Origin of the sequence: Streptomyces sp. CB02980 (assembly GCF_014451325.2) — a bacterium.
Classification (GTDB): Bacteria; Actinomycetota; Actinomycetes; order Streptomycetales; family Streptomycetaceae; genus Streptomyces.
Window position 1 is genome coordinate 61,034 of sequence record NZ_JACSCH020000018.1, and the last position, 16,066, is coordinate 77,099.

The window sequence follows — 16,066 nt, forward strand, 5'->3', positions numbered from 1 at the left end:
GAGGGGGCGCCGCATGTCCACCACGACGCATCCCGTACCGCCGGCGGACGCCGTTGCCCGGGATCCGCACTGGTCCGCCAAGATGGCCCGGCTCAAGGCCCGGAAGCTCCCGGAGCGAAGCCTGCGCCTCTGCGATGACGACGATGCCAAGCAGAGCGCCACCGACGCCGCCCTCGGCCTGGCAAAGGCCCGTACTGCCGCCCGAGCCGCATCCATCGAGCAGGGCGTCAGCGAGGCTGCCCGCGAGGAGTGGGTGGCGGCCCACCCGGAGGTGGTCGCCGCACAGTTCCAGCTCGACGACGCTGAGCGGGTACTGCAGGAGGCTACGGACGTCCTGACGTTCCGGGCACTCCCGAGGCCCGCTTGGGAGCAGCTTCTGCGCGACCATCCGCCGACCGAGACCCAGGCCGATCAGGGCATGGAGTACAACGTCGAGACCTATCCTGCCGCCCTCGTCTCTGCGTGCCACATCGAGCGCGACGAGACGGGCGCTGAGGTACCGGGGATGAGCGAGCAGGACGCGCAGGACCTCCTCGACGCGTGGCCAGACTCGGAGGCGAAGGCGCTCTTCACCACGGCCCTCCTGGTCAACCAGACGCTGAGGGCCGACCTGGGAAAAGGCTGATCTCCGACTCTGCGTTCCGAGCGGAGATGGAGGTCTGTGCCTCGTACGGCATCCCGCACAGTCAGTTCACCGGCGCAGGCGACGGGCGGTGGTCGGCGCTCGACCGCGCGAAGGCCATCGCCTACCTCGCCTACTCGCGGACGGTGTGCGAATCGTGCGGGACGAGACCGGACGAGTGGGACGAGAACGCGGGTGGCGACCGCTTCGCATACGTCACTGACACACACCGGTGCATCGGCTGCGAGCTGATCGCCATGGAGCAGGAGCAGGTTCCGGAGGGCCCGGAGGGTCGTGGGGTGAAGGTCGGGCTTCGGCCCAGGAAGAAGTAGCCAGTGGCCGGGGCCTACACCCTCTACGTCCACGTCCAGGCCGGTGTCACTGGCCTGGTTGGCGGCCTGCGCACGGCGGCAGGTCAGGTCACTGCCTTCGGCAGCCAGGTCCGCCGCCTCGACGGTGACCTGAACCAGCTCGCCGGAAGGTCGGAGCAGACCCGTCGGGCTATGGCCGCGGGCTTCGCCGTGATGGGCGTCGCGCTCGGCGGCGCCTTCGTCCTGGGAGTCCGGGGCGCCATCGAGCTGGAAAAGCAGATGGCGAACGTGATGACGATCTCCAAGGAGATCAACAACACCAACATCAGCAACTTCACGGACCAGATCGTGGAGCTGAGCACGCAGCTCCCACAGTCTGCCTCCCAGCTCGCCGAGGGCCTGTACCAGGTCGTCTCCACGGGCTTCGATGGTGCGGACGCGATGACGATCCTCCGGGTCGCTGCGCGAGGCGCGGCCGCCGGCCTGACGACGACGGAGACTTCCGCGCGCGCTCTGCTCGGCGTCTTGAAGGCGTACGGGATGGATGCCTCGCAGGCCGCCGACGTCATGGACGTCATGTTCCAGACCGTGAACTACGGGGTCGTCTCCTTCGATGAGCTGGCGCAGCAGCTCGGCGACGTAGTGCCGATGGCGGCCGCCGCTGGCGTTGAGTTCGACGACATCAGCTCGGCGCTCGCCGCTGTCACCCTCACAGGTATCCCCGCGGCCGAAGCGGTCACCGCGCTCAACATGCTGATGACGCGCATGATGAAGCCGGGCCGCGAACTGGTCGACATGATCAAGGGTTTCGGCTACGAGTCGGCTGCGGCCGCTCTTGAACAGGACGGCCTGTACGTCGTCATGGAGAAGGTCCGCAACGCCACCGGCGGTTCTGCGGATCAACTCGTTCCGCTGCTGAAGGACATCCGTGCGGTCCGCGCCGTGCTCGCCCTGTCGGCGGCCGAGGGCAAGAACTACCAGGACACCTATGCGGGCATCAGCATCGAGGTCGAACGGGCCGGAGCGACCCAGAGGGCGTACGCGATCCAGCTCGACACCACCGCCGGCCAGTGGGCGCAGTTCCAGAACCAGGCCCAGGCCCTCGGTATCGACATGGCGCGCGTCCTCCTGCCCGCGCTGGAGAGCGTGGGCGAGGTCCTGAACATCGTGGCCGGCGCCATCAATGATCTACCCGGCCCCGCCAAGTCACTGATGGGCGTCGTCCTCGCCCTCTCGGCGGCGGCGCTGCTGGCGAAGGCGGCGTTCCTCCGCTTCGGGAACCAGCTCACCATCTTCCGCACCGAGCTTGCCACGGCGAGAGCCGGTGGCTCGGCTCTGCCAGCCGTCCTCAGCGGCGCCGGGATCGCGGTCGCCGGTCTCACCGCTCTGATGGCGATCGGAGTCGGCGTGTACGCCGCCTACTCCGCTAGCAAGCAGAAGGCCAAGGCCGCGACCGAGGAGCTCGTGGATGCACTGCGTCGAGAGCGCGAGGAAGGCGAGCAGGGGGCGGGCCTGCGCACCCTCACCGAACAACTCACCAACAGCGACGACGTCAAGAAGCTCAAGGACGCCCAGATCGACGTAGCGACCGCCATCGACGCGATCACGTCTGGAGGCGCGAAGCTCACAAAGCTCAAGGACGAGCTCGACATTCAGAAGGGTTTGACCTGGGACAGGGGTTCATACGCGGCCGACCCCGAATGGGATGCCGCCAAGAAGGTTCTGGACCGGCAGCACGAGGTCTGGTCGAACGCGGTCAAGAAGGAGAACGAGCTCGCCGCGTCCATGGCGATCGTCAACAACAAGATCAAGGCCAACCGGCAGGAGCTGCTCGGCGCCTGGGAACTCACCCAGTCGCTCCCGACCGACAAGAACGGCAGCCCCAAGTTCACCGAGCAGATGGAGGCGATGGGCAAGGCTCTCGGCTCGATCGTCGACCCGGCGAAGGCGTGGAAGAACGCGCAGGACAAGGTGGCCGAGGCGAACAAGAAGGCGGGCCTGTCAGCTGACGCGTCCAAGGCTTCCCTCTCGGACTACGTGGAGGAGCTGAACAAGCAGCTCAAGGCGCAGCGAGAGTTCCAGAAGAACCTGGGTGAGCTGGCCGCGAACGGTCGTCTCGACCTGGCCGATCACTTTGCCGCCCTCGGGCCCGAGTCGGCGCCCCTGTTGGACGAGCTCGTCGGACAGCTCAGGAAGGGCAAGGGCGAGGTCGCCGACGAGCTGGAGAAGATCATCCAGGAGTCCTCCGCACGGGCGACGCCGGCGTTCCGCGCCGGTTTGGAGCAGCTGCCTGCGATCTCGGCGAAGTACGGCAGGAAGGTCGCCGAAGCGTGGGCCGACGCGTCGGCCACCAACGACCCGGGCAAGTTCGCGAAGGTCATGCAGGACATGGTCGTCGCCGACATGGGGAAGGCCGCCAAGAAGCTGCCCAAGGCCGCTGCCGCGCAGATGGAACAGGGCATGAGCGTCCTGGCGGACGTGTCCGAGAAGTTCGGCAAGGAAGCGTCCACCTCGCTGGCACAGTCGTTCCTCACGGGCGACATCGAGAACATCCGCTCCCAGCTGGGCTTCCTGTACGGCGCGGACATGCCCATCGACGCGCCAGACCTCTCGGCCGTCGTGGCGGCCTTCCGCACGGCCGGAAGGCAGTCGAACTCCGAGTGGCTCGGCATGCTCAGCCTCATCGTGTCCGTCTCGCAGACGAAGGGATCCGAGGCGGCGAGCGCCCTCACCACGGCCCTGCTCTCAGGCGACATGGCAGCCGTACAGGCGCAGCTCGATGAGATCGGGGCATCGGTCGGCCGGATCCCCGGCCAGAAGACGATCACCGTCAGCGTGAACAAGCCAGCCGCTGTAACCATCCCGTTCTTCGCGAAGATCCAGGCCAGTACGTGGGACAAGGACGGCAACGGTGTCCCCGACGGCATCCAGAAGGTGCCTGTGAAGCAGGCAAACGGTGGACTGCTCGACTTCTACGCGGACGGCGGCGTGCGCACCTTGCGTGAGGATCACACAGCGCAGATCGCGCCAGCGGGCGCCTGGCGGGTGTGGGCGGAGCCGGAGACACAGGGCGAGGCATACATCCCCCTGGCGGGAGCGAAGCGGGGTCGCTCCAAGCGCATCCTGGAGGACGTCGCCCGCCGCTTCGGCGGCGAAGTGACCTACCACGCCGACGGCGGAGTCACCGGCTTCAACTACCAGGCGCCGGCGCTCTACACCCTGAGCGGCATCGCGGGCGACTCCATGAACAGGAAGGGCAAGTTCAGCCTCAGCCTGTTCGCCGACAAGCTGGACGCCTCCGTCGCCACCGCCAAGCGGTGGCGAAAGGACCTGGAGACGGTGGCCCGCCGTGCCGGCCAGGATGTGGCCAACTCCCTGGCAGAGATGGGCGTCGAGGGGATCGCGCTCACGCGAAAGATGGCAACAGGAAGCTCGCGCTATGTACGGGCGATGGCTGGCGACTTGGAGGCCCTGGCCGCAGCATCACGAGCGAGCCTCGGGGAGTGGAGCGGCCAGCTCCGTCAGGCGGCGAAAGACCAGTCCGCCTTCGAGCGGAACCTCTCGGAGCTGGAGGCCCGCGGGTACGGGGCGCTCGCGAAGCGGCTTCGGGAGCAGGGCGACCAGGACGCCGCCGACCTCGCAGATCAGGCTGTGAGGGATCCGAAGAAGGCCAAGGCGGCAAACGATGCTGCCGCCCGCATGAACGCTGCCCTCGTCGCGAACCTCCAGCAGTGGACGAATCAGCTTGGTCAGGCGGCGAAGGACCGCATCGCCTTCGAGCGGAACCTCTCGAAGTTGGAAGCCCGCGGGTACGGGGCGCTCGCGAAGCGGCTTCGGGAGCAGGGCGACCAGGACGCCGCCGACCTCGCCGCGCAGGCCGTGAAGGACTCAAAGAAGGCGAAGGCGGCAAACGATGAAGCGACTCGGATGGCCTCGGCCCTCATCACCAGTCTCGGGCAGTGGACGGACCAACTCCGGAAGACGGTGAAGGACCAGAACACCTTCGAGCAGAACGTCGCGAAGCTTGCGGCATCGGGCTACACCGACTTGGCCAAGAATCTGGCCGAACAAGGTGACGAGGAGGCGGCCGCCCTTGCCGCACAGGCGGTGAAGGACCCCAAGAAGGCCAAGGCAGCGAACGACGCTGCCCGCACAGCCAGCAAGGCGCTCCCGGAAGAGGACCTCCCCGACCTGGTCGCGATCATCGGCGCCATCAAGAGCAAGACGACCGGCCTGCACGTGGTGGCCGACGCTACCGGGCTGAGCGAAGAACGAATTATCGAGATCGCCAACCTTGGCCTCGCCCGTCTCAAGAGCGCGCTGGGGGCAAAGGGCACGAAGTTCTTCGACGACCTGCGCCGGGCCAACCGTGGGCTGTCGTACGCCAGCGGGGGCATCCTCACCCCCGGCCTCTATGCCACCTCCGGGGGGCTGATCAAGTTCGCCGAGCCCGAGACGGGTGGCGAGGCATTCATCCCTCTCGGAGCGGCGAAGCGCGGCAGCGCGCTCGCTGTCCTCCAGGACGTCGCCACACGGTTTGGGATGCGCTTGTCCAGTGCCGACGCGGTACCAGCGCCGACGAGGCTCGTCGACGCTCGGCCGTCAGCCGCGATCAAGGTCACCATCATCCAGCAGCATCCGAAAGCCCTGGTGGAGTCCATGCCGATCACCGTCCACGGCCGCGACACCTCTCCGCAGGAGCTGTCCGGGGAGATCATGCGGAGGCTACGGAACGCGCAGCGCGGAGGGCGGATCTGATGGCTGCCCTCACCGACTGGCAGATCGACTTCGCCGGCGTCCTCATCGGCCATGGCACCTCCGTGACCGTGTCCGATATCGAGGGTCTCGGCGCCGCCGAGCTGCGCACCCAGGACGTCCTGAACCCGTCTGATGACGGCGCGTTCCCTGGCGTAGACCTGTACGCGCCGCGCACGGTCCGGATCGAGGCCGGCATCCGAACTCCGGGCGATCCGGCCGCCGCCTTGGACAAGCTGGCGGAGATCGAAGCCGTCGCCGCCAACGCGAAGGTCCGGCGTACGGCCGGGGCCCTCGCGCAGCTGCGCCTGCGCTGGCCCGGGCGCGACACCAAGGTCCTCTTCGGCCGCATCAGGCGGGCGAAAGCCGTCTCCACAGCGCAGGCCATCCACGGGTGGATCCCGCTGGACTTGGAATTCACCGCGCTCGACCCGCGGCTGCACGGCGACTCCATATCCAGCATCACCCTCTCCTTGGACATCAGCCACAGCAGCGGGGGCTTCAAGGCACCTCTCGTGGCACCCATCACGACCGGCATCGCCACCCCGGAGACCAGGCCCGGGTGGGTCATCAACGAGGGCAACGTGGGCGCGTGGCCGTCCATCAGGATCACCGGCCCCGTCGCCAATCCCCGACTCGTGCACGTGGAGAGCGGCCGCGTTCTCGAGCTCGGCCTCACCCTCGGCGTCGGTGAGCGCATCGACATCGAGACCCGCCCTGGAACCCGCTGGGTTCTGCGGAACGGGACGGGCAACGTCGCGTCGGCACTCTCCAACGCCTCTCGCCTGGACCTCTTCCAGATCCCTCCCGGCCGCAGCGAGATCCGCTGGACGGCGACCGACTACACCAACTCCACCCGGCTGGCCGTCTCGTGGCGGTCGGCCTGGACGGCCCTGTAAGGAGAACCTGCTGTGCCACTCATTCAGCCGCCCATGCTCACCCACGGCGGAACGCACCCTGCCCGCGCGATGCGGATGATGATCAGGGACCTCGCCCGGGGTTCCCAGGGCGTCACTGAGGCCAACGACCTCAAGGCCAGGCAGCTGTCGACGCCGGGCTCCGCTGTTCGCGTCGGGGATGGCTCGTCCATCATCCGGGGCGCTTCCTGGGGCCAGGGCGCCTACACCCAGTACAACGTGGGTGACACCATCGTCCCCATCGCGGCGACGGGCGCATCGCCGCGCTCGGACCTGTTGGTGCACCGTGTGGAGGACCCGGAGTACGAGGGCAACCGCGACCCGGCCGAACAGGACATCGGATACTTCCACGTCGTTCCCAACGTGGGATCGACGGCGACCGCGGTTCCGGCCGGGATGACCGCGATACCCCTGGCCCGAATCGACATCCCTCCGAACACGGCGACCATCACGGACGCCATGATCAAGGACCTGCGGCGCATCGCCAACCCCCGGCGCGATCGGCGCCTCTACACTGCCTTCCCGGGCAGCCCGCAGAAGCTGACCTACTCGGACAACCGCTACCACACGTGGCCGCCGGCGGCTCGGTGGACCATCCCGGTTCCTGACTGGGCCGTGACCCTCAAGGCGGTCACGACCTTCGCCGGTCTCCGCATGGACAGCGCCGACGTCTACGCGTCGATGCAGCAGGTCATCGGACCCATCAAGGGCCAGGACACGGTCATCGACGACGACCAGGGCAAGAACGTCCGGCGGACAACGGTCATCCTTGCGGACAGCCTGGGGGTCTCGGCCGCCATGCGCGGCACGAACCAGGTCCTGTATGTGCAGACCTATATGTCGAAGGCGGAGACTGGCAACCTGACCGTCGACGGTGCCACGTCGCTCATCTGCGACGTCGAGTTCAACGAGGGCGTCATCTGATGGCGTACCGCTTCCTCACCACGCACGCTCTCACCGGTCAGACCCTGAGCGTGGATCTACCGCTGTCGGAGGTGGAGTTCGGCCCCGAGCTGTGCGGGCCGGGCTCCTTCACCGGCGTCCTCGCACCCAAGCTGGCCGGCCTCATGCCTTCCCAGGTGGACCCCGGGACGACAGCGATCTACGTGGAGCGCGACCGGACGCTGCTGTGGGGCGGGCTGATCTGGAGAGCGGAACCCGAAGGCCAGAAGCTCCGTCTGGAGGCCAGCGGCTTCGGTTCGTACCTCACCAAGCGGACTGACACGCACGGCAACCTGGGAGGCCGTGGCCCGTGGGTGCACGCTGACCCCTGCCGCGTAATCCGGGACACGTGGGCGTACTGCCAGGCCCAGCCCGACGGGAACGTCCGCGTCGTAGTGGATGGGACGACGTCCCGGGCTACGGTCGGGACCCCCGCCGACCCGTACTCCACCCCGTGGTGGGAGGCGCCACCCCTCGCGAACGTCGTCGACGACATGGTCGCCGTCGCCGGCGGCCCAGAGTGGACCGAGGCGGTCGCGTGGTCGGGCAACTCTCCGACCCAGCGCATCCGCATCGGCTGGCCGCGACTGGGCACCAGGCGGCAGGACATCAGCTTCACGTCCGGCATCAACATCGCCTCCTCGGTGCCGGTGCAGTACGACGCCGACAGCTATGCCCAGGTGATCATCGGCCTTGGCGCGGGCGAGGGACGTTCCCGGCGTCGCGCCGTGGACGCGGCCCGGAACGGGCGGCTGCGCTTGGAGCACGTGCTCGAGCTCCCTGACGAGAAGGCGACCGACCGCCTGGCCGCGCGTGCCCGCACCGAGCGCGTGAACCGGTCGGTCATCGGCGAGGTCACCGAGGTTGTGCTCCGGGACCACCCTGCGGCGCGCATCGGCTCCTTCCAGATCGGCGACGACGTCCGGGTTCGACTGAACGACGAGTGGACGCAGTACGACGGCTGGGCTCGGATCACCGGCTGGCTCCTCAAGCCGCCGTCCGACGCCGGGCCGGAGCAGATCACAGTCCAGCTGGCGCGGGCCGACAGATTCACCTACGGAGCGTGAACATGACCAACCCCATAGCCGTCCTCGCCGCTCGCCTTGCCGGCGTCGAGCGGCGGCTCGACAGCACGAGCCGGACCGCCCAGCTCGCCTACTCCTCCATCGAGGACGGCGCGATCAGCGTCTACGACGGAGACGGCTCCCTGCGCGCGATCATCGGCCAGCAGCCGGACGGCACGACCGGCCTGACCGTCACCAACGGACCGCCGCCCCCGCAGCCGGTCGCGCCCACGATGGCGCCCTCGATCGGGGGCGTCACCGTGGGCTGGGACGGCCGGCTTCTCGACGGAAGTGCCACGCCCCTGGACTGGGCCCGGCTGGAGATCCACTCCGCTGAAGTGCAGTTCACGCCGGACGCGTCGACTCTGCGCGCGACCATCGAGTCCCCGCAGGGCGGCACTTTCACCGTCCAGGCCGAGACGCCCCAGTACGTCTGTCTCGTGGCGCGCAACACCTCCGGCACCGTGTCGCTGCCCTCCCCGATGGCGGGGCCACTGGGGCGTTTGCCGGTCGTCGCCGAAGCTGTGCTTGACGGCATCGTGGGTGAGCTGGCGCTCGCGGACGCTGCAGTCAGCCGCGCCAAGATCGCGGTCGGCGCCGTCGACGCCGACCGCCTCGCCATCGGAACCGGCAATCTCCTGCCAGACGGCGGATTCGAGGGTGCGTACTCCGAGAAGCTGATCGCCGACAGCCCGGACTGGCACCTGACGGGACCCGGAAACAACTCGGCCCGATGCCTGACAGCGACCGTGACTGCCGAGTCGCCGACGACCCGTAGTCAGCGACTCACGGTTCTGCCTGCCTCGCCGGGTGACAGGTTCTTCCTCGCGGTGGACTACCAGACCAGCACGGACTGGTCCGGCGCCGGTGCCCGGCTCTTCTTGCGCTGGTGTGATGCGGGCGGCGCCACGCTCGGTGTCGATGCCGTTGAGCGGACTGCTGCACCCGGCACCACCTGGACGCGGATGGGCGGCCAGGCTCAGGCACCGGCCAACACGGTGCGTGCCGAGGTGTGGGCCGAAGCCGTCCAGGCCAGCCAGGGACGCCTGTCGTTCGACAACGGCGAAGTCCGCACAGTCGTCACGGCCGGCATGGTCCTGGCGGGCTCCATCGGAACCTCCGAGCTGGCCGCAGACTCCGTCACCGCGGAGAAGGTTGTGGCACAGAGCATCACGGCGCGGGAGGTGAAGCTCCGATCCCTTACCGCCGACCAGATGGATGTCAACAGCATCCGGGTCGCTCTCCTCACGGCGGGCGTCATCACGGCCGACATGATCAAGGCCGATGCGCTCAACGGCAAGACGATCACGGGGATCAAGGTCGTCGGCGCGGAGATCAACGGCGCCACTCTGCGCACCGCCGACTCAGGCAGCCGTGTGGAGATCACGTCCGTGCCGGCCACCGACACCACGCCCGCGTCCGGGCGGGTCCAGCTGCCGTCGGGCTCGGCGGCCGAGGTTGAACCGGCGGCCGTGTACTCCTTGTACGACGCCGACAGCAACAGGTCCACGCTGAGACTGCAGTCGGCTGTGCTGCGCGCGACGAGCACGACGGGCAGCGCCGTGAAGGCCATGGCATCTGAGCCGACTTGGCCGAGTTCAGCGATCACCATGTGGTCGGAGCCTGACACCTCCTATCTCGAGTTGGTGGCCACCAAGGCGATCATCGAAGCGAAGTCCGTCGCCATCGGTGACGCAGTCCGATCCCACCTCGTCATCGCGGGGAACGAGATCAAGGCGGAGAACCTGGGCGGTGCCGCTCCGGTCTTCATCGGTGGCATGCTCGCGGTCGACCCCGACGGATGGATCAGCCGGTACAACGAGGTCTGGAGAGAGCCGACGCTCGGATCTGGGTGGGCCCAGTACGGAGGGACCTGGGACCGCGTTGCCTGGAAGGTCTTCCCTGACAGGACCGTAGGGCTGCGCGGAGTACTCAAGCGAACGTCCAAGGACGCTGTCGGAGCGGGTGAGATCGTGATGGTCCTTCCTGCCGCAGCGCGGCCTAAGGTCAGCTACACGCAGCAGTTCCAGGTCCTCGTCTCGACCGGGGCCGCGTTGTTCCTGAACCTCGCCCCGGCCACGGGGATCGTCACCCTGACCAACGTCACCGCTGCTGCGGCCACGGCGCTGGCGACCGGGGCGGCGCACGTGAACCTGAGCAGCATTCGCTTCCCGCTGGACTGACGCCGACCGGAGCGAGCCGGAGCTTCTCGGGTTCCCCTTTATGATCGGGATGTGGCGCGGGGCCACCGATCGCAAGGAGTTCGCGGTGAGCATCCCGCCGGGTGCGGAGCCCACGCTGTGGGAGCTGCATCGCGCCGTCGTCCAGCTGCGGGAGGACCAGCGCGACGACCTCGCACAGCTCCGCGATGATCTGCGCGGCGACATCGCCGCGCTGGCGAACCGGCTCAACGAGGTGGTCACCGTGGACGTCTACCGAGCCGACCAACGCAACCTCGTTCAGCGGATCGACTCCCTCGAACGAGAGCTTGAGGAAGTGAAGAGGGAGCGTAGCCAGGACCGGGAGCAGGCGACCACAAACCGGCGCCTCGTCGTCTCGGCGTTCATCGCCCCGGTGCTGCTGACCGTGCTGCAGCTGATGCTTGCCGCCCGCGGTAGCCCGTAGGACAAACGGCACCACCTACAACTCATTCTGGCGCGGGGGAGAAGCAGGACGCGCCACATGCCCGACCTCTGGCTGCCCGGTGCCGAGCGGCACCCGCTCGGCGACACGGCACCGACCGACACTCAGTACGCCCCCCGCGTGATCTGGCACATCACCTGGGACAAGAACGCCAGCGCCACCAAGCCAGCCGACCTTGTCCCCTTCGACCGGCTCGTGGCGTACTTCACCGGCGCCGGGCGCAGCTCGGCCCCCCACTTGCTCTGGGACCCCTTCACGGGCCGGATCGCCCAGTTCTACCCGGCCAACAGCCGGTCGAAGTCGGTCGTGGACCTCGCCGACGGCACACGGACGAACCGCACGGGGAAGGTGTGCCTCCAGATCGAGACGCTCTTCTTCCCGCACTGCCGCGTCAACGGGAAGTCGTACGCGACCGTCCGGGACACCCCGGCGAAGGGGCTGGCCAAGATCCTGTCCTGGGCCCGGAGTTGGGGTGTTCCCGACGGGTGGCCGATGGGCTCCCCCTCGTGGTCCGCGAACCGCAACGAGGACGTCTGGGCGACCCGCGGCGGACACTACGGGCACAGCCAGACGCCGGAGAACACGCACACGGACCCCGGCCCGATGCCGAAGTGGCCCGAGGCCGGCACGGAGACTCCCAAGCCGGGCCCGCCCCGCTTCCCCGGGCGGGCAGCCTTCGGCCCCGGCAAGTCGAACGGGTCGATCCTCCTGCTCGGTCAGCAGCTCGTCCGCCGGGGCTACGGCGAGCACTACCGGGTCGGCCCCAGCCGCGACTGGGGCGAGGCGGACCGCCTGAACGTCGCGGCCTTCCAACGAGCCCAGGGCTGGAGCGGCGCGGACGCCGACGGGCTGCCCGGCCCCGAGACCTGGCGTCGGCTCTTCGTCTGACCCCACCGATCCGACCAAGGAGACAGCTCCCTGTGAACCTGTACGTATCCCTCCTGCGCACGGGCGTTCCGGCCATCGTCGGCGCGATCGTCGCCTTCGCCCTGCGCTACGGCCTCGACCTCAACGCCTCCGCGCTCACCGAGGTCCTCACGCCGCTCGCGGCCTTCCTCTACTACGGGGTCTTCCGCCTGGCCGAGACCCACCTGTCGCCGCGCTTCGGATGGCTGCTGGGGTACGCCCGTCCCCCGCAGTACGAGACGGCCCCGGCGCCTCTGCCGCGAGCCTGATCTGCGGGCTCCGAACCCTCGGTGCTTGCGCAAGGAAGAAGGCCCCCGTCATACGACGGGGGCCTTCGACCTCTTGGAGACACCCACTCTACCGCCGTCCTGGGCAGCGCCGAGTTTCCGCGCTCACTGGTTACAATCTATGTGCATACGTTGGTGGAGCGGGAGGCGGCGAAGTGGTAGAGGGACAGGGGCTGGCGGCGAGGAAGCCGTACCTGGTCGGCGGGGCGGAGTTCGCCGAGCTGTACGACGTGAAGCGGCTCCAGGTCAGCCAGTGGATCAGCCGGGACCACACGCTCGACTATCGGCACGCCAAGATCATCAGTGGCTCCCCGTACTGGCTGCTGCGGTTCGCCAAGGGATTCGGCGAGACGACGCCGCGCCCGCGACGTCTGAACGAGGCAGTGCTCGCGCGGCTGGTTGCGCAGCAGGACCCTGGCCGCTGGGTGAGCGAGGTGGGTGAGCTTCCCCCACTCGTGGGCCAGGCGGAGCTGAGCGCGCTGTTCGGGGTGTCGCGCCCGCTCCTGCGCGACGCCCTGGACTCAGGCCGGCTCCGTCCCGCCGACTACACCCTCTCGGGCTCTCCGATCTGGCTCCTGGAGCCCGTGGCGGCCGAGGCGCCCACGCTCAAGGCTGCCGCCCGCACGGCGGATTGGTCGATGGGCGAGGGTGTCCTGGAGGCCCTGCGTGCGGGGTCGTACGACGGGCCCGGATCCATGATCGTTCCGCGAGGTAGGGCGGCGGCGAAGCCCGGCAACTAGGGTCTATCCAGGGTGATTTGATTTGAATTCACCCCTAATCGCATATAGAATGGAAGCGCATCCAGGGGGGTGCGCTTTCGCGCGTTGAGGGAGGATCGTGCACGGAATCAGGGGGCCGCCACCGGGTGGTCGACGTTGTTGGCGATCGACAATTCACCCGTCCAAAGATAGATTCCAACACTCCAGAGTGGTTGGCCTATCTCTGAGGGGGAGTCAATGCCGATCGAGCAGCCGCCGTTGTTCGGCATCCAGCCCGTTCGCCGGCCCTCCGGTACCTCCGGCCTGACGATTCAGGAGCGGTTCGAGGCGTTCCATGCCTTCAACCCCTGGGTGGCCCGGGCGCTGGAACGGCTCACCGCCGACTGCGTGGCCAAGGGGTTCAGCCGTATCGGCATCGGGATGCTCTTCGAGCTCCTGCGCTACCAGTACGGCGCGGCCACCCACGGCGACGAGTTCGCGCTGAACAACAGCTACCGCTCCCGGTACGTCCGGCTTCTTCTGGACGACCACCCGGAGTGGTCACCGCTTTTCGAGGTCCGCACCCTGCGCGCGGACTGACCCACACGACCTCTTGGAGCCAGATCGTGACCGCACCAACGGGCGCCCCCAAGGCGCCCGGCATCAAGACCCGCAAGCCGACTGGGATCGTCCCGTGGCCGCTTCTCCTCATCGAGGGGGAGGAGGGCGCCGGCAAGACCTACTCGGCCGCCCAGTTCTCCAGCAGTGACCGTATCGGCCAGATGTACTGGATCGACCTCGACGAAGGCAGCGCGGACGAGTACGCGGCCATCGAGGGCGCCGACTACCTGGTCATCGAGCATGACGGTACCTACCGCGACATCCTCGAACAGATCGAAGCCGTCCATGCCGAGGCCCGCCGCGCGGCGGCCGCCCAGGAGAAGCCGGTCGTCCTCGTCATCGACTCGGCCTCCGCCCTGTGGCGGATGCTGACGAACTGGACGTACGAGCGCGGCCGGAGGACCACCAAGAACCGCAAGCTGCTCCAGGACGACCCGGACGCCGCATTCGACATTGGTCGCAACCTGTGGAACGACGCCCTCGAAAGGTGGCAGCGCGTCGTCTACCTGCTGCGCACCCTGCCCGGCATCGCCATCGTCCTGGCGCGCGGCAAGCAGGTCAGCGCGACGGACGACAACGGGCAGCCGATCCGGAACCAGACGGAGTGGAAGGTCGCCGCGCAGAAGGATCTCGGCTTCGACGCCACCTGCTGGATCCGCATGAAGCGTGACGCCGACCCGCAGGTCATCAAGGTCCGATCTCTCCGAGTCCAGGTGCAGCGTGGAAAGCCTGTCACCTTGCAGGAGTTCAGCATCGAGGACCTGGTCTTCGGCAAGCTCGGATGCTCCGTCGAGTCTCAGCCCCGGGTCATGCCGGCCCTCGCCGGTGATCTCGTCCAGCCCTGGCTGAGCCGTATCGAGGAGCTGGAGGACAGGGACGCACTCCAGGCCCTGTGGCGGTCGGTCCCGGACCCGGCGAACCGCCTTTCCCGCGAGGAGATCCTCACGATCCGCGCCGCTGCCGAGCGGCGGGCGGCCGAGCTGGACAGTCCGCGCGCCGACATGGGTGACAAACCCCCCTCCGACGCCGACAAGCTCCGCGCCGCTGCCCGCCACAAAGCGGCCGAGCAGGACGCGGACGCCGAGCAGTGACCCGCCTCGATCTGTCCCCTGGAGACCCCTTCATGTCCGTTGCAACCCTGCCCGGTACGGGCGCGCCCTCCCTGTGGGGCGCGGCGCACGATGTCGACGCTCGCCGGCCCCGCTCACTTCAGACGCAGCTCGGAGCATCCGACACCGTGTGCGGTCGTAGGGCCGCGTACATCCTTCACGGCATAGCCCGGACCGACGAGTCCGACAAGCGGGCCGCGATCCTCGGTACCTACATCCACCAGGGCCTCCTGGAGTCGGCGCGCACCGAGTATGGGTGGCTCGTCGAGCGCAGTATCCAGGACAGCCGCATCCGGGGGCACATCGACGTCGTGCAGCTTGATGCGGCGACGGCTGCGCAGTTGCCCGCCCGCCATCGGCCAGCGGTCGCAGCCGACGTGCTCACTGTGGAGGACGTCAAGACCAAGTCGACCTATCTGTGGGACCACGTCCGCCGCTACGGCGCCACGGCCGCTGAGCTGCGGCAGGTGTTCCTGTACGCCGGTGCGCTCGCCGAGGTGGGCTTTGAGGACGTTCCCGGGCAGCGGTACCTCGCTCGTCTGGGACCGCTGAACATCGGTCGCATCCGCTTCCGTTTCATCAACCGGGACAACGGCGCCGAGCATGTTCAGGAGGTCGACTTCGACCCCCAGCGGGCGGCTGAGGCCGGATGGTGGGTGGAGCGCGTGCGCGAGACGTCCGACCCGGAGCAGATGCCGCGCGACTTCAACGGGCCGGGGCTGGACGCCATCTGCGACTACTGCCCCTTCCGGTCCCTGTGCTGGCCGGACGTCGAGCCGGGCGCCCCTGTTCAGACGGCGCTCATCCACAACGACGCCGACCGCGAACAGGCCCTGATCGACTACGTGAAGGGCCACGAACTCACCACAGAGGGCGACCGGGTCAAGAAGCTCGCCCGCAAGAAACTCGACCGCTCCCCGGAGGGGATCTACGGGCCCAATCGGCTGTCCTGGCGCGGCGGCAACGATGCCGAGGAAGACGACATGGAGGCCATGGTCGACCTGCACGAGATCGCGGGCCTGCCGGTGCCGATGGTTCCGGACGCCAACGGCATGATCAAGAACCTCACCGCGGCCGGACTGCCTGTGCCCCGCCGGAAGACGGGACGGAAGACGTCCAGGGTCATCAACGTCGGACCCGCCTGACGTACGAGCACAGCCACTTGAGCCCCGCCCGGCACTGACCGGGCGG

14 protein-coding genes are annotated in these 16,066 nt (G+C 68.3%); all 14 read left to right on the forward strand.

Annotation, left to right across the window (positions count from 1 at the left end; translation table 11 throughout):
• Positions 1-13 precede the first annotated feature (13 nt).
• The 14 genes from E0F75_RS30870 to E0F75_RS30935 all read left to right on the forward strand — a co-directional run bounded on the left by E0F75_RS30870 (position 14) and on the right by E0F75_RS30935 (position 16,020).
• On the forward strand, positions 14-625 hold the full coding sequence (locus tag E0F75_RS30870) for a hypothetical protein (RefSeq protein WP_229314245.1): 612 nt from the start codon (positions 14-16) through the stop codon (positions 623-625).
• Between the two features lie 26 nt (positions 626-651).
• On the forward strand, positions 652-954 hold the full coding sequence (locus tag E0F75_RS30875) for a hypothetical protein (RefSeq protein WP_229314246.1): 303 nt from the start codon (positions 652-654) through the stop codon (positions 952-954).
• 3 nt (positions 955-957) lie between these two features.
• Positions 958-5,691: a phage tail tape measure protein gene (locus tag E0F75_RS30880; RefSeq protein WP_229314247.1), complete on the forward strand. Its 4,734-nt coding sequence runs from the start codon at positions 958-960 to the stop codon at positions 5,689-5,691.
• Entirely contained in the window at positions 5,691-6,587 is an 897-nt protein-coding gene (locus E0F75_RS30885) for a phage tail domain-containing protein (protein WP_229314248.1), read from the forward strand. The genes E0F75_RS30880 and E0F75_RS30885 overlap by 1 nt, the downstream gene beginning before the upstream one ends.
• A gap of 12 nt (positions 6,588-6,599) precedes the next feature.
• A complete protein-coding gene (locus E0F75_RS30890) occupies positions 6,600-7,529 on the forward strand; it encodes a hypothetical protein (protein WP_229314249.1) in 930 nt (309 codons plus the stop codon).
• Entirely contained in the window at positions 7,529-8,614 is a 1,086-nt protein-coding gene (locus tag E0F75_RS30895; protein WP_229314250.1) for a hypothetical protein, read from the forward strand. The genes E0F75_RS30890 and E0F75_RS30895 overlap by 1 nt, the downstream gene beginning before the upstream one ends.
• The gene (locus E0F75_RS30900) at positions 8,611-10,794 is read left to right on the forward strand and encodes a hypothetical protein (protein ID WP_229314251.1); all 2,184 of its coding nucleotides are present in this window, start codon (positions 8,611-8,613) and stop codon (positions 10,792-10,794) included. Before E0F75_RS30895 ends, E0F75_RS30900 begins: the two co-directional genes overlap by 4 nt.
• 85 nt (positions 10,795-10,879) lie before the next feature.
• The gene (locus E0F75_RS30905; protein WP_229314252.1) at positions 10,880-11,236 is read left to right on the forward strand and encodes a hypothetical protein; all 357 of its coding nucleotides are present in this window, start codon (positions 10,880-10,882) and stop codon (positions 11,234-11,236) included.
• 57 nt (positions 11,237-11,293) lie between these two features.
• The gene (locus tag E0F75_RS30910; RefSeq protein WP_229314253.1) at positions 11,294-12,142 is read left to right on the forward strand and encodes a peptidoglycan-binding protein; all 849 of its coding nucleotides are present in this window, start codon (positions 11,294-11,296) and stop codon (positions 12,140-12,142) included.
• A gap of 32 nt (positions 12,143-12,174) precedes the next feature.
• Positions 12,175-12,429, forward strand: a complete 255-nt coding sequence (locus E0F75_RS30915; RefSeq protein WP_229314254.1) for a hypothetical protein — start codon at positions 12,175-12,177, stop codon at positions 12,427-12,429.
• 173 nt (positions 12,430-12,602) lie between these two features.
• Positions 12,603-13,187, forward strand: a complete 585-nt coding sequence (locus E0F75_RS30920) for a hypothetical protein (RefSeq protein ID WP_229314255.1) — start codon at positions 12,603-12,605, stop codon at positions 13,185-13,187.
• 216 nt (positions 13,188-13,403) lie between these two features.
• Positions 13,404-13,745, forward strand: a complete 342-nt coding sequence (locus tag E0F75_RS30925; protein ID WP_229314256.1) for a hypothetical protein — start codon at positions 13,404-13,406, stop codon at positions 13,743-13,745.
• 26 nt (positions 13,746-13,771) lie between these two features.
• Complete coding sequence (locus tag E0F75_RS30930) at positions 13,772-14,857, forward strand: AAA family ATPase (RefSeq protein ID WP_229314257.1); 1,086 nt, start codon at positions 13,772-13,774, stop codon at positions 14,855-14,857.
• A gap of 32 nt (positions 14,858-14,889) precedes the next feature.
• Complete coding sequence (locus E0F75_RS30935; RefSeq protein ID WP_229314258.1) at positions 14,890-16,020, forward strand: PD-(D/E)XK nuclease family protein; 1,131 nt, start codon at positions 14,890-14,892, stop codon at positions 16,018-16,020.
• Positions 16,021-16,066 lie beyond the last annotated feature (46 nt).

What these genes read in the sequence shown, in the direction of transcription:
- E0F75_RS30925 (WP_229314256.1), top strand. Translation starts at nt 13,404, where the DNA reads ATGCCGATCGAGCAGCCGCCGTTGTTCGGCATCCAGCCCGTTCGCCGG.
- E0F75_RS30875 (WP_229314246.1), top strand. Translation starts at nt 652, where the DNA reads ATGGAGGTCTGTGCCTCGTACGGCATCCCGCACAGTCAGTTCACCGGC.
- E0F75_RS30885 (WP_229314248.1), top strand. Translation starts at nt 5,691, where the DNA reads ATGGCTGCCCTCACCGACTGGCAGATCGACTTCGCCGGCGTCCTCATC.
- E0F75_RS30935 (WP_229314258.1), top strand. Translation starts at nt 14,890, where the DNA reads ATGTCCGTTGCAACCCTGCCCGGTACGGGCGCGCCCTCCCTGTGGGGC.
- E0F75_RS30895 (WP_229314250.1), top strand. Translation starts at nt 7,529, where the DNA reads ATGGCGTACCGCTTCCTCACCACGCACGCTCTCACCGGTCAGACCCTG.
- E0F75_RS30870 (WP_229314245.1), top strand. Translation starts at nt 14, where the DNA reads ATGTCCACCACGACGCATCCCGTACCGCCGGCGGACGCCGTTGCCCGG.
- E0F75_RS30910 (WP_229314253.1), top strand. Translation starts at nt 11,294, where the DNA reads ATGCCCGACCTCTGGCTGCCCGGTGCCGAGCGGCACCCGCTCGGCGAC.